The 13,424-nt window shown below is 72.4% G+C and carries 9 protein-coding genes; 2 read left to right on the top strand and 7 right to left on the bottom strand.

Features of this window, described 5'->3' with window-relative positions; all coding sequences use genetic code 11:
- The coding region (locus CCL05_RS46245) for a chorismate mutase family protein (protein ID WP_483025076.1) at nt 1–133 on the top strand (133 nt) is incomplete at its 5' end.
- Nucleotides 134–683: 550 nt separating this feature from the next.
- Here CCL05_RS46245 and CCL05_RS18205 read toward each other — a convergent pair.
- A complete protein-coding gene (locus CCL05_RS18205; RefSeq protein ID WP_086561556.1) occupies nt 684–1,817 on the bottom strand; it encodes a hypothetical protein in 1,134 nt (377 codons plus the stop codon).
- A 214-nt stretch (nt 1,818–2,031) separates the two neighbouring features.
- On the opposite strand from CCL05_RS18205, the gene CCL05_RS43980 reads away from it, so the two are divergent.
- On the top strand, nt 2,032–3,021 hold the full coding sequence (locus tag CCL05_RS43980) for an LAETG motif-containing sortase-dependent surface protein (protein ID WP_107400478.1): 990 nt from the start codon (nt 2,032–2,034) through the stop codon (nt 3,019–3,021).
- A 90-nt stretch (nt 3,022–3,111) separates the two neighbouring features.
- Here CCL05_RS43980 and CCL05_RS18190 read toward each other — a convergent pair whose 3' ends face one another.
- From CCL05_RS18190 to CCL05_RS18165, 6 genes are all read right to left on the bottom strand, one after another.
- Complete coding sequence (locus tag CCL05_RS18190) at nt 3,112–4,899, bottom strand: GMC family oxidoreductase N-terminal domain-containing protein (RefSeq protein ID WP_086561554.1); 1,788 nt, start codon at nt 4,897–4,899, stop codon at nt 3,112–3,114.
- A gap of 17 nt (nt 4,900–4,916) precedes the next feature.
- Nucleotides 4,917–6,545 carry a succinic semialdehyde dehydrogenase gene (locus tag CCL05_RS18185; RefSeq protein ID WP_086561553.1) on the bottom strand — a complete coding sequence of 543 codons (1,629 nt, stop codon included), beginning with the start codon at nt 6,543–6,545 and terminating at the stop codon, nt 4,917–4,919.
- A 137-nt stretch (nt 6,546–6,682) separates the two neighbouring features.
- Nucleotides 6,683–8,332 carry a serine/threonine-protein kinase gene (locus CCL05_RS18180; RefSeq protein ID WP_086561552.1) on the bottom strand — a complete coding sequence of 550 codons (1,650 nt, stop codon included), beginning with the start codon at nt 8,330–8,332 and terminating at the stop codon, nt 6,683–6,685.
- Nucleotides 8,333–8,393: 61 nt separating this feature from the next.
- Nucleotides 8,394–10,037, bottom strand: coding sequence for a serine/threonine-protein kinase (locus CCL05_RS18175; protein WP_086561551.1), 1,644 nt, complete (start codon nt 10,035–10,037; stop codon nt 8,394–8,396).
- 126 nt (nt 10,038–10,163) lie between these two features.
- Entirely contained in the window at nt 10,164–11,375 is a 1,212-nt protein-coding gene (locus CCL05_RS18170) for a serine/threonine-protein kinase (protein ID WP_086561550.1), read from the bottom strand.
- Nucleotides 11,376–11,480: 105 nt separating this feature from the next.
- Nucleotides 11,481–13,283, bottom strand: a complete 1,803-nt coding sequence (locus CCL05_RS18165) for a serine/threonine-protein kinase (RefSeq protein ID WP_086561549.1) — start codon at nt 13,281–13,283, stop codon at nt 11,481–11,483.
- Nucleotides 13,284–13,424: the final 141 nt, after the last annotated feature.

The raw sequence follows: 13,424 nt of genomic DNA, 5'->3' as shown, positions 1-13,424 counted from the left end.
GATCTCCTCCGGCGGCCGGCGCGTGAACCTCTCCCGCGAGATGGAGGTCCTCGGCCGCTACCGCGAGGCGCTGGGCAAGCCCGGCACAGCCCTCGCGATGACCCTGCTGGAGATGTGCCGCGGCCGGATCTGAATCCCCGTTGCCAAGACACGGGCCTGATCTGAATCCCCGTTGCCAAGACAGGGGCCGGATCTGGATCTCCGTTCCCAGGACAGGCGTGCGCCCCCCTCTCACCCGTACGGCGCGTGACCGCCCCGCGGGCCGCTTCGTTGGTCCCGGTATCCGTGCCAGCCAGGCGCGGGCCTGAGAGAACCACGCGTGGCTCGCTGGAGCGATGAGACGTACGGATCGTGCCGTGCGTCGTGGGACGTCGCTCCAGGGAAAGTGACCGGACGGCAGGGGACAGCAGCCCGGTCACCCGAGAGAACGGTCGGCTCCGGGGACGCCCGGGGCCGACCGGCGGACCTGCAAAAACGCACAAGACCGGGTCGGACGGTTGCGGGCGCCGCGTTCATCCAGCACCCAAATCCCCTCGTGGGCATCCGCATTGCCCCCTTGCCAGAGGTACAGACCAGCGGCGCACCCCCCGGCGCCGCTTCCAGGCACCGGCGCTGCCCTGACGTCGGTGCTGACGAGAAGAAGGGCCTCGCGGCTGCACCCCGCGGGGCCCTTCCCTCTGCCGTCAGGTGCGCGACACCGTCCCGCACGCGTCCGCGTCGCGGTCGATGTCCTTGCTCCGGTCGTACGGATCCGTCGTCGGACCGCTCGGCGCCGCGCCCGTGGGCTCGCTCGACGGGAACTCCGGGTGCAGATAGCCGTCGTAGACGTCGCAGGAGGAGTTGCCGATCTCCTGGTCGTACTCCATGAGCAGCAGCCGGCCCTCGGTCACCCGGTACCGCGCGGGGTCGGCGAGTTCGACGTCGAGCACCCGGCGCACGATGGTGCGGGTGACCTCGGTGGGGCCGTCGGCCCGTACGACGGGGTAGACGAAGGTGTAGTCGGCGTGCACGGCCACGCCCCCTTGCGATCCCTTCTCGAACGTCATGCGCCCGCGGGTCTTGATCACGTCGCCGGCCGGACGCACCTCCTCGGGGTCGAAGCGGCTGAACAACGTCACCGGGTCGTGCTTCCTGCTCGGCGAGCGCAGGGCGGTGCCGAGGTTGTCCAGGACGTCCGGCTGCTTGGGGTCGAGCACCGAGAGCGCGGCCTCGGGGCGGGCGCCGCGCACCGTCCTCGGGTCGAGGTTGGCGCCCACCAGCAGCTTCTTCGTCAGCTTCAGCGCCTGCTCCACACGGTCCTTGGGGACCGGTCCGACGGCCTTGGCCGCGGGCAGCACGATGCCGGTCTCGCCGTCGGCCCAGCGCAGCGCCGGGGAGCCGGCGAACGGCTCGTCCAGGGTGGGGGTTTCGGGGTCCGAAGCCTCGGGCGCGGTACTGGGGGCCGCGGTCTCGACGGGCAGCGGTGAGGCGGCCGGTGACTCGTCCGTGCCGAAGGGGTCACCGGGCAGCAGCGACGGCTTCAGCGCCACCAACGCCACGGCGACGGCGAGGGGCACACCGAGCACGGCCCACAGCTTGCGGCGCCGCGCCGCCCGGCCGTTCGTCTCCTGCCGATCCGGGCCCGTCCGCCACCCGGGAGGCAACTCGCCCCGGGCCTCCTGCTGTCGCAGCCGCTCGGTCACCATGCGCGCGCGTGCGGACGGCTCCTTCGGGGCTGAGGCATGGCTGTCCCGCTCGGCGTCGCGGATGAACTGTTCCCAGACGTCGTCGGGGATCTCCGAGGCCGACGGCTCATCGTCGGACGGCTTTTCAGACACGAAGCCAAGATCTAAGCGGCTGGGAAGCGTCTTCACAAGAAGGTCTTGGCTGTGACTCAGCCCACATAAAAATTCTGTGAATGCCAGCACAACCATTCACAGCTCTCACGGATCAAACCTGCCGAACCAAGGGCCACGCCCGCGCCCCACACGCGGAGGCCTCCTCAACGTTCGTACCGCTCCCCGCGGTACGCCCGGACTCTCCGAGGTCTTCATGAAGCTTCGCCGCGCCATGGCAGCAGCGGCCGCCACGGCGGTCATAGCCCCGGTCGCACTGCTCGCGGCACCGGCCGCGTACGCGACCGACGAAACGACGCCCACGCCGAGCACGCCGGCGAGCGAGTCCGCCACCCAGACACCGCCCGCTTCGAGCCCGCCCGCGAGCGACTCCGTCACCCAGACACCGCCGGCTTCGAGCCCGCCCGCGAGCGAGTCCGCCACCCAGACACCGCCCGCTTCGAGCCCGCCCGCGAGCGACTCCGCCACCCCGGCGCCGTCCACCTCCGAGCCCGAGGAGTCGGAGTCCCCCGACCCCGAGCCCTCGGTCTGCGAGGACACCAAGGTCGACGTGAGCATCTCCGGCCTGCCCGGCAAGATCGCGGCGGGCAGCGGCTGGCACAAGTTCTCGCTGAACGTGCTCAACAACTCCGACTCCACGCTCAACGACCTCGACTTCTTCGCCGGGGCCTCCCCCGACAAGAACGGCGAGGAGCTGTTCTCCAGCAAGCAGGTCCAGCTCCAGGCCTGGGACCCCCAGGACAAGATCTGGGTCGACCTCAACGAGGGCGGCTACGCGGTCGGTTACGTCGGCTACACCGACGAGCTCAAGCCCGACTACGAGGTCAACATCCCGCTGCGCCTCAACGTCAAGCCGTCCGCTCCGGTCGGCGCCGGCTTCTCCCTCGGCGCGACGATCTACGGCGACAACGACGCCGAGTGCACCGGCTTCGGCGACGTGTCGTACAAGTTCCAGATCGTCTCGGCCGGTACGGACACCGGCGGCACCAAGCCGCAGGAAGGCGGCAAGGCGCCCGTCACCGACGAGAAGCCGGCCGGCAACACGCCGGAGGTCACCGGCAGCCTCGCCGAGACCGGCTCCAGCTCCGCCCTGCCGATGATCAGCCTCGTCGGCGGTGCCGCGGTCGTCGCCGGTGCCGGCGCGATCTTCGTCGTGCGTCGCCGCAAGGCCGGCGTCCAGGCCTAAGCCACAGCGGCCGGCGGGCCGTTGCACCAGCGGAAGAGGGACCTGCGCTCGGAGGGGGGCGCAGGTCCCTCTTCCGCTGTCCGCTGCCGGTCAGCTCTTCGGCGGTACCGCCGGCAGGCCGAGGAACGGCAGCCGCAGCGCGCCGAACGCGTCCGCCGGGACCGCCGGGGACTTCGGCTCGACCGGCTGGAGACGCTCGTAGGCCGCGCCCTGCCGCGGTCGCGGATCGGGCTCGCCCTTGTTGGGCCAGAACGACATGGCCCGCTCGGCCTGGGCGGTGATGGTGAGGGACGGGTTGACGCCCAGATTGGCGGAGACCGCGGCGCCGTCGACGACCGAGATGCCGGGGTGGCCGTAGAGGCGGTGGTACGGGTCGATCACGCCCGTCTCGCGGGAGTCGCCGATCGGGCAGCCGCCCAGGAAGTGGGCCGTGAGCGGGGTGCCCATCAGTTCGCCGACGTTCGAGCCCGCGAAGCCGTTGATCTCGGCGGCGAGTGCGGACGCGCTCTCCGTGGCCGCCTTGATCTGCTTCGGGTTCGGGGCGCCGTGGCCCTGGCGGGCGGTGAGCAGGCCGCGGCCGACCCCCGACGGTTTCAGGTACGTCGTCAGGGAGTTGTCCAGCGACTGCATCACCAGGCCGATGATGGTCCGCTCCGACCAGCGGCGGTTGGACAGGGAGCGCAGTACCAGCAAGGGGTGTTTCGCCGCGTGGGCGAGGAAGCCCAGCACCCGTGAGGTGCCCGAGTCACTCCCGGCGTACGGGACCTGGAGGATCGACAGGCCGCCCATCGAGTTGGAGCCCTTGCCGTAGCGGACCGGCTCGATGTGGGTGTTCTCGTCCGGGTGGATCGAGGACGTGATGGCCACGCCCCGCGTGAAGTCGGCCTTCGGCGCGCCGTGCGCCTTGCGGTAGCGCCGGTCGTCGGTCTGGGCGCCGACCAGGGCCTCGGAGTTGGTGCGGGTCAGCCCGCCCAGCTTGTCCGACAGGTACGGCAGCTGGCCGCCGGCCTTCATACGGTGCAGCAGCGTCTGGGTGCCGTACGTGCCGGCGGCGAGGACGACCTGGCGGGCCCTGTAGGTCCGGCCCTTGGCCTTGCGGCGGTCGTCGGTGGGCAGGGTGGCGACGGCGTACCCGCCGCGCGAGTCGTCGGTGACCGAGACGACCGTCGTCAGGGGGTGGACGACCGCGCCCGCCTTCTCGGCGAGGTACAGGTAGTTCTCGTTGAGGGTGTTCTTCGCGCCGTGGCGGCAGCCGGTCATGCACTCGCCGCACTCCGCGCAGGCCCTGCGGGCCGGGCCCGCCCCGCCGAAGTACGGGTCGGGCACCTCCTGACCGGGCTTCGCCTTCGCGGTGCCGTCGGCGTCCTCGCCGTCGCCGAAGAAGACGCCGACGGGGGCGAGGTGGAAGGAGTCGCCGCAGCCCATGCGCTCCGCGGCGGCCTTCAGATGCACGTCGGACGGCGTCATGGTCGGGTTGAGCCGTACGCCGAGCATGCGGCGGGCCTGGTCGTAGTACGGCTTCAGCTCCTCCTGCCAGTCCGTGATGTCCCGCCACTGGGGGTCCTCGAAGAACGGCTCGGGCGGGACGTAGAGGGTGTTGGCGTAGTTGAGGGAACCGCCGCCGACGCCCGCTCCCGCCAGGACCATGACGTTGCCCAGGAGGTGGATGCGCTGGATGCCGTACATGCCGAGTTTCGGCGCCCAGAGGTAGTTCTTGAGGTCCCAGGAGTTCTTGGGGAGTGTCTCGCGGGTGAAGCGGCGGCCGGCTTCCAGGACGCCGACCTTGTAGCCCTTCTCCGTGAGGCGAAGGGCGGTCACCGAGCCGCCGAATCCGGAGCCGACGACGATGACGTCGTAGTCGTAAGCGTCCTGAGGCACGTGCTCTCCTCGCTGCGTCACCGGAACCGGAATGCCTTCATCAGGCGCAGGCTCCTGCTCATGAACTGGGCGTACTTCTCGTCGTCCATGCCCAGCGAGGGGGCCATCGGCAGGACTCGCTGGTGGGCGACCGTCTGGGCCTCGGTGTACTTGAGGATGCCCTCGGAGCCGTGGCGGCGGCCGAGGCCGGAGTCCTTCATGCCGCCCATGGGCGACTGGACGCTGCCGTAGGCGGGGGCGTAGCCCTCGTTGATGTTGACGGTGCCGGTGCGCAGGCGGGCGGCGACCTCCCGGCCGCGGCGGGCGTTCTTCGTCCAGACCGAGGAGTTGAGGCCGTACGCCGTGGCGTTGGCGCGCTCGATCACCTCGTCCTCGTCCGTGAAGCGGTAGACCGAGACGACCGGGCCGAAGGTCTCCTCCGTGCAGACGGACATGTCCGTGGCGACCCCGTCGAGGATCGTGGGCTCGAAGAAGTACGGGCCGATGTCCGGCCGGGCCACGCCGCCCGCGACGACCTTCGCGCCCTTGGCGACCGCCTCCTCCACGTGCCGGGTGACGGTCTGAAGCTGGCGTTCGCCGACCAGGGAGCCCATGTCGGCGCCGTACGCCAGGGACGTGCCGAGGCGGATGGCCTTCGTGCGGGCGGCGAAGCGCTCCAGGAAGGTGTCCGCGATCGACTCGTGGACGTAGAGCCGCTCGATGGAGATGCACAGCTGGCCCGCCGAGGAGAAGCAGGCCCGGACGGCACCGGCCGCGGCCTTCTCGATGTCGGCGTCCTCCAGCACCAGCATGGCGTTCTTGCCGCCGAGTTCGAGGGAGACGCCGACCAGCCGGGCGGCGGCGCCCCGGGCGACCTCGCGGCCGGTGCGCGTGGAGCCGGTGAAGGAGACGTAGTCGGCGTGCCGGACGACCTCCGGGCCGACGACGGGGCCGTCGCCGAGGACGACCTGGAAGACGTCGGCGGGCAGGCCGGCCTCGATGAGCAGGTCACGGGCCCACAGGGCGGTCAGGCAGGTCTCCGTGTCGGGCTTCATGACGACCGCGTTGCCCGCGACGAAGGCGGGGAGCGCGTCGCCGACCGACAGCTCCAGGGGGTAGTTCCAGGGCGCGATCTGGCCGACGACGCCGCGCGGGTGGCGCAGTTCGGTGACCTTGGTGAGGGTCGGCATGGCGCCTGCGTGCCGCTTCGGGCGGAGGTAGGCGGGGGCCTTGCGGCCGTAGTGCCGGGCGGCGACCGCGACGGCCTGGACCTCTTCGTGGGCGTGCAGCCGGGCCTTGCCGGTCTCCAGCTGGATCAGGTCGAGCACCTCGGCCTGGCGCTCCAGCACCAGGTCGTGGAAGCGCAGCAGGACGGCGGCGCGCTGCCGTACCGGCGTCTGCGCCCACACGGCCTGGGCGGTGCGGGCCAGGTCGAAGGCCCGCACCACGTCCTCGGGCGTCGACTCCGGCAGGTCGGCCAGCTTCTCGCCGGTGAACGGCGTGTGGTTGGCGGTCCGGCCGGAGCCGGCCACACCCTTGGTGAGCTGGGCGACCAGCTCGGGGGTGACCACGTCGGCGGCGGTGCGGGCGCCCTCCGGCGCGGGGGCGAGGGGGTTCGTGCCGGCCTGTGCCGTGCCGGTCTTCTCCGGGGCGTGCGCGTCCGTCATGAGGCGCAGGGTATGCCCCGGCGGAGCCTTTGGGTACCCGTCGGTAATACGGCTTCACCGAGTGCACACACGGCGCCAGTGGCTGCTGGCAACGAACGCCCTGATCAGGCCGTTGTGCGGTGACCAGTGGGCGTGATTCAGCCTTTTACGATCGCGAGCCGGTCCCGGGCGCCCTTGAACACCGAGGTGCCCTCCTGCTCGTCGGGCGTGCCCTTGGGCATGTCGACGCGCAGTTCGTACATGCGGTCGTCGTCGGTGCGGATCACCGCCCGCATGACCCGCCTGGGGTCCTCGTCCAGGTTGTAGGTGGTGTCGGCGAGGGCGGCCTCGTAGCCCTGGACGCTGGTGCGGGTGTACCGCGTGTCCCCCCGAACGACGGGCGCGTTGCGGACCTGGTCCATCGGGGAGCCCGGGGCCCGGTCCCACAGGAGGAGGCGGACCTGGACGGTACCGCCCTGTTCGTCGCCGTAGAGCACCGTGCGGGGCTGGTCGGTCGCGCTGCCGGTCCGGCCGAGTTCGCGGTAGTGGCTCGGGAGAGGGAGCACGGCCGCCAGGTCCGGATCGCGGTGCGGGGTCCAGGGCTCCGTCCCTTCGTCGGTCTCCGCGCTGCTGGTGTCGCCGAGGTGGGTGGCGGCGCCTATGCCGCCGGCGAGCAGGGCGCTCATCAGGGCGAGGGGGCCGGGCCGGAGGAGGCTCTGGCGCTTCGGGGGTGCGGGGTGGCTCCGCGTCGCGGTGTCGTCAGGAGCTGGAGAATCCCGTATGTCCGAGGACTCGCCTATATCCGAGAACTCCCGTACATCCGCGGCCTGCTGCGTCTCCTTCGGCATCTCCTCCGCCGCCGGCCACTGCCCGGCCGCCGCCTCCAGTGTCTTCGCGACCTCCTCGGCGTCCGGCCGCTGTTCGGGGTCCTGCACAAGCAGTCGTGTGATCAGCGGCCCGAGCGGTCCGGCCTGCTTCGGTGCGGGCGGCTCGGGGGCGAGGATCGCGGCGAGCGTGGCCTCCGGCGTGTCCCGGCGGAACGGGGACGCCCCCTCGACGGCCGCGTACAGCAGGACGCCCAGGGACCACAGGTCGGAGGCGGGCCCGGCGATGCGGCCGGACATCCGCTCGGGCGCGACGAACTCCAGGGAGCCGACGAGCTCCCCGCCGGCTGTGAGCGATTCCTCGCCCGGCACATGGGCGATGCCGAAGTCGGTGAGGACGATCCGCTGGTGCGGGCCCAGCAGCACATTGGCCGGTTTCACGTCCCGGTGCACGATGCCGACGGAGTGCGCGGCACGCAGGGCACCGAGGACGGCGAGGCCGATCCGGGCGGCTTCGCGCACCTCGACCGGGCCGCGCCGGAGCACCTCGTGCAGGGACTCGCCCGGCACCAACTCCATGACGATCCAGGGCAGTCCGTCGAGCACCGCGTCGACCGCGTCCAGCCCGTCGCGTCCGAGCCGCACGGGGCGATCGGTCCGCCCGGCGCGTGCGTCCGGCCGGTGCTCCGGCTCGACGACCACGTCGTGGATGGTGACGGCGGCGGGATGGTCGACGCGGGCGGCGGCGCGGGCCTCGCGGTAGAGCCGGTGGGCCGCACGCCGGCGGCTGTCGTCCTCCGGGTCGCCCGCGTCGCCCGGGTCGCCCGGCAACCGGGGCTGCTTGACGGCGACTTCCCGCTGCACGAGCTCGTCGTAGGCCCGCCAGACGGTGCCCGTCCCGCCGGAGCCGATGCGCTCGATCAGCCGATAGCGCCCACCGACCGACCGGCCCTGGGCGCCCGTCCCGCCCCCGTCGTTGCTCATGCCCCATCAGTACCCCGCGGGACGGCCGCTTGTCGACGCGAGGCAGTGGCCGGGCGCCGGTTCAGGTCCCGTCGATGTCCAGGTTCGCGATCGCCGTGTCGGCCACCTCTTGCCCGCGCTTCGTGAAGTCGCCCTTGCCCGGGTAGCTGACGGTGAGCTTGTACATGTCGCCGCCGGAGCTCCGGTAGTAGAAGATCCTGAGCTCGCGGGGACGGGGGTTCTCGCTGTCGTCGGTGTCGTACGTGACCGTGTTCTGGGCGGCCTTCTTCCCCCGGTAGGTGGTCTCCTTGGGGTCCGTCTTCGGGTTCTCGGGCATGTCCAGGCTGTAGCTGCCGCTGTCCTTGAACCCACCGTCGTCGTCGTACATCTCGGCGGCCGCGGAGCCGGCGATGGTGCGGCTGGTGTCCTCCGACTTCCTGTCGAGCGTCAGGCCGATCCAGATGCTGCCGCTCCAGTCGGTGTACGTGACCCAGTGCCCCTGGTCCGACGTACGGTCGGGCACGGTCCGCTGGTAGTCGCCGGGGACGGCCAGCGACGCGGCGAGGTCCTTCTCCTGGCGTGTCGTCCAGCCGTCGGGCAGCGGCCCGGCGAACGGGTTCGCGAGCACCAGGTACGCCGTCACCGCCGCCGCGACGACCGCCGCACCGAGTCCGGCCCACCCCTTCCGGCCGAGCCGGAGTCTTCGGCCCTGACCGTCCGTCACGGGGACGACCTGCGTGGCCTGGACGGCCGGCGGGTTCGCGGCGGCCTCCAGCAGGGCACGCACCCGGGCGGCGTCCGGGCGGCGGGCCGGGTCCTTGTGCAGCAGGCTCGTGATGGCCTCGGCGAGCGGGCCCCGGGCGGAGGCGGGCGGCGCGGGCGTGGCGTTGAGGACGGACTGGAGTGTGGCGGGGGTGTTGCTGCGGCGGAACGGCGAGACGCCCTCCGTCGCCGCGTACAGCACCACACCCAGGGACCACAGGTCGCTGGCCGGACCCGGGCGCTGGCCCAGCACCCGCTCGGGTGCGATGTACTCGGGCGAGCCGACGAAGCCGCCGGTGTCGGTCAGGTTGGTCTCGCCCTCGATCTGTGCGATGCCGAAGTCGGTGAGGACGACCCGGTCGTAGCGGCCGAGCAGCACGTTGTCCGGTTTCACGTCGCGGTGCAGGATGCCCGCCGCATGCGCGGCCTCCAGCGCGCCGAGGACCTCCAGGCCGATCCGGGCCGCCTCGCGCGCGGACAGGGTGCCCTCCTGGAGCGCGTCGCCCAGCGAACGGCCCCGTACGAGCTCCATCACGATCCACGGCTGCCCCTCCACGACCGCGACGTCGTGGACGTCGACCACCGCCGGGTGGTCGAGCCGGGCCGCGGCACGTGCCTCGCGGCGCATCCGCTCGAAGGCGTTGGAACGTTCGCGGTCGGGAAGATGCTCCGGGACGCGGGGTTCCTTGACGGCGACCTCCCGGTCCACCGTCTCGTCCTTGGCGCGCCACACCGTGCCCATGCCGCCGTGCCCGAGCTTGGCGATCAGCCGGTAACGCCCGGCGATGAGCCGCCCGGCTCCGGGATCCTGGACCGTTGCCGCCGAGTGGGGCGGCACGACCTGGGTGGGCGTCGCGTACGGGTTGCCCGGTACCGGCGCCGGTGGATTCGGCTGATGCGGTGGTTGCAGAGCGAAACTCGTTGGCTCGTCGGCCCCGGCTCGGGCTCCCCCGTTGTTGCTCATGAGGTCATCCATACCGCGCCAAGCGCTTGCGCATCCAGCACGGACGCGTCCCGGTCACGGACCCGTGACGCGGTCCGGGGCTTATCTCCCTTTATGCCGGTACGGGGCTCATCGGTCGCACTCGGGTCAGGGCGAGGACGAGGTGGCAGCGGTCGTGGTGGCGCTGGTGGCCGCGGGAGTGCCAGGAGTGCGCGTGCCGTGGGAGGACGGGCCGGCCGACGGCGTCGTCGGCGCCGAGCTCTTCGGCGTACGGCCGCCGTCCCCACCGCCCTCGTCCGTGAGCAGCGCCGCCGCCGACACGCCCGCCCCGGCCATGGCGGCGACCAGCAGCGCGGCCACCAGGACCCGGCGCGTGGGCTGTCGGATCAACTGCTCGTGCCGCGGGTCCGGGCCGGGCAGGTCCGTCGGCGGCATCGGCGGTTGCCGGTCGGCGCTGTCCTGCGGCCGTCCGTGCGAGGCGTCCCGCACCGTCGGCGCGTATCCGGGCGGCGGAGCATGCGGCGTACTGCCCGTCTCGCGGAACGCCCGCAGCATCCGCTCCGCCCGGTCCGCGTCCAGCCGCCGGTCCGGATCGCGCTCCAGCAGGCCCTGTACGACGGGCAGGAGCGGCCCGGCCTGCGCGGGCGGGCGAATGTCGCCGACGACGACCGCGTGCAGGACCCCGCCCAGCGAGTCCCGGTGGAACGGCGACTCGCCGCTGAGGGCCGCGCACAGCAGCGCGCCCAGCGACCACAGGTCGGACTCGGGCCCGGTCCTGACTCCGGACATCCGCTCGGGCGCCGTGTACTCGGGCGAGCCGACGAAGGACCCGCTCTCGGTGAGCGTGGGGGCGCCCGCGACCTGGGCGATGCCGAAATCGGTGAGGACGACCCGGTCGGTACCGGCCTCCAGCAGCACGTTGTCGGGCTTGAGGTCGCGGTGCAGCACCCCGGCCGCGTGCGCGGCGCGCAGCGCGCCGAGCAGGGCGATGCCGATCCGCGCGGCCTCGGCGGCGTCGACCGGGCCTTCGGTGGCGAGCCGGTCGGCGAGCGAGCCGCCCTCGATCAACTCCATGACGATGTACGGGCGTTCGCCGTCCTCGACGACATCGTGGACGACGATGATGTGCGGATGGCTCAGCTGGGCGACGGCCCGCGCCTCGCGCAGCGTACGGTCCCGCTGCCGGCGCGCTTCCGCCGCGGAGAGCGTCTCGTCGTAAGGGAGCTCCTTGACGGCCACGCCCCGGCCGAGCAGCTGGTCGGTCGCCCGCCAGACCACACCCATGCCACCGCGCCCGAGCCTCGCCTCGAGCCGGTAACGGCCCGCGATGACACGCATGTTGTGTCCCTCGGTCCCCATGCGGCCATCATGCCCCAACGGAGGAACGGGCTCCGGGAGCAGCGGCCCGCGGGTGGCCGAAACACATGGCCCTGTGCCAGGGGTCCCGGGCAGGGGCCCGCCGCGTCAGGGGGTCTTCTCGTGCCAGCCCTGCAACAGCGCCGTGAACTGCTTGCGCGCCTTCGGCCAGTCCTGCGCGGGCGCCGACATGTAGAGCGCGTACTCGGTGCCGTCACGGGCGACGTACGTCTCCTCGATGGCCCTGCGCGGACCGGGGAACTTGGTGTCCTTCGCCTGCGCGGTCCAGGTGTACTCCCACAGCGCGCCGTCCCGGTCACGGTAGACGTTGCGTTTCAGCTGCACGCGCTTGTAGTCGACCAGCCGCTGCAACTGCTGTTCCAGGTCGAGCTGGTGGGCGTACGGGTCGGCGAAGTCCGGGGAGGTGTCGACGGCGATCCGGACGAAGTGCCGGCCGCCGTCGGGTGTGTAGTCGATCTGCTTGAGCTCGCCCTGCGGGCCGAAGGTCTGGCGCTTCCAGCCCTTGGGCAGGTAGAGGCTGAAACCCACGGGGTCGTCGCGGCGGGTCCAGCCGGCGGGCACCGAGCCCCCGGGCCGCTCCGCGCTCGTCGTACCGGGCGAGCCCGATACGGCGCCCGGCGTCTGCCGGCTCTCGTTCCACTGCTGGAGCACCACCGCGGTGCCTCCGCCGATGATGGCCGCGAGCGCGACGACGAGGGCGAGGGTGCGCAGCCGACGGCGCCGGCCCGAACCGGCCGGCCGCGGCCCCGGAGCCATCGGGCCGACCATGGTGGGGCCGGGCGTCCCGTGCCCGTTGGCGAAGGCCCCGGCTGCGGCGGTGCCGGGGGTGGCCGTACCGGCCGTCGGCCTCCCGTCGGCGGGCGTCCCGGCCAGCGGCGGGAGCGGCGTCCCGGTGTGCGATCCCGAGCCGGTACCGGCCGTGTCCGTGCGGGACGTGCCGGTGCCGGCGGTATCCCTGCTGGACGGGTACGTACCGGAAGGGTGCATGCCGGACGCGCCGGTCCCGCTGTGCGCCTCCCGGTACGGCGACGGCCCCCCGTACTGCGTCGGCACATACGCCTGCGCCCCGCTCGGCCGCCGCCCCTCCGCCGCCTCGGCGAGCATCTGCTCGGCCTCGGACGCGTCGGGCCGGGTGGCCGGATCCTTGCGCAGCAGGGCGGTGATGACCGGCGTGAGCGCGTCCGCGTGCTGAAGCTGGTCGGCCTCCTCCTCGACCACGGCCTGCATGGTGGTCAGCGGGGTGGTGCGGCGGAACGGCGAGCGCCCCTCGACCGCCGTGTAGAGCGTCGCGCCGAGCGCCCACAGGTCGGAGGACGGGCCCGGGTCGTGGCCGCGCACGCGCTCGGGCGCCAGGTAGTCGACCGAGCCGACGACCTCTCCGGTCCGGGTGATGGTGGTGTCGCCCTCGATCTGGGCGATGCCGAAGTCGGTGAGCAGGACACGTCCGTCCCGGGCGAGGAGGACGTTGCCCGGCTTGACGTCGCGGTGCAGGACGCCGGCGGTGTGCGCGGCGCGCAGGGCCCGCAGCACCCACATGCCGATGCGCGCCGCCTCGCGCGGTTCGACGCGCCCCTCCTCCTTGACCGCGTCGGCCAGGGAGCGGCCCTCGACCAGCTCCATCACGATCCACGGGCGGCCGTCGTGCTCCAGCACGTCGTGCACCGTGACGACCGCGGAGTGGTTGATCCGCGCGGCGGCCCTGGCCTCGGCCCTGGTGCGCGCCAGCAGGATGGCCTGCTCGCTCTCGGAGACGTAGAGGGCGGCCGTCAGCTCCTTGATGGCGACGGACCGGTGCAGCACCTCGTCATGTGCTCGCCATACCCGGCCCATGCCGCCACTGCCGATGGAGTCGGCGAGCCGGTAGCGGCCCGCGACGAGCAGGCCCTGCATCTGATTCACGTTGCCCCGCAATGGTCTTGACAGGGTCAGCGTAAGGACCCGCTCTGCCCCAGGGAACAAGCGGGGTACCACGGTGACCGCACTGTGACGGTTGTCGCCGCCTGAGACGGGAGGGAACCGCGAGGTGAACTC

This window comes from Streptomyces africanus (genome assembly GCF_002150735.1).
GTDB lineage: Bacteria > Actinomycetota > Actinomycetes > Streptomycetales > Streptomycetaceae > Streptomyces > Streptomyces africanus.
This window is presented reverse-complemented; position numbering and strand designations above follow the sequence as displayed.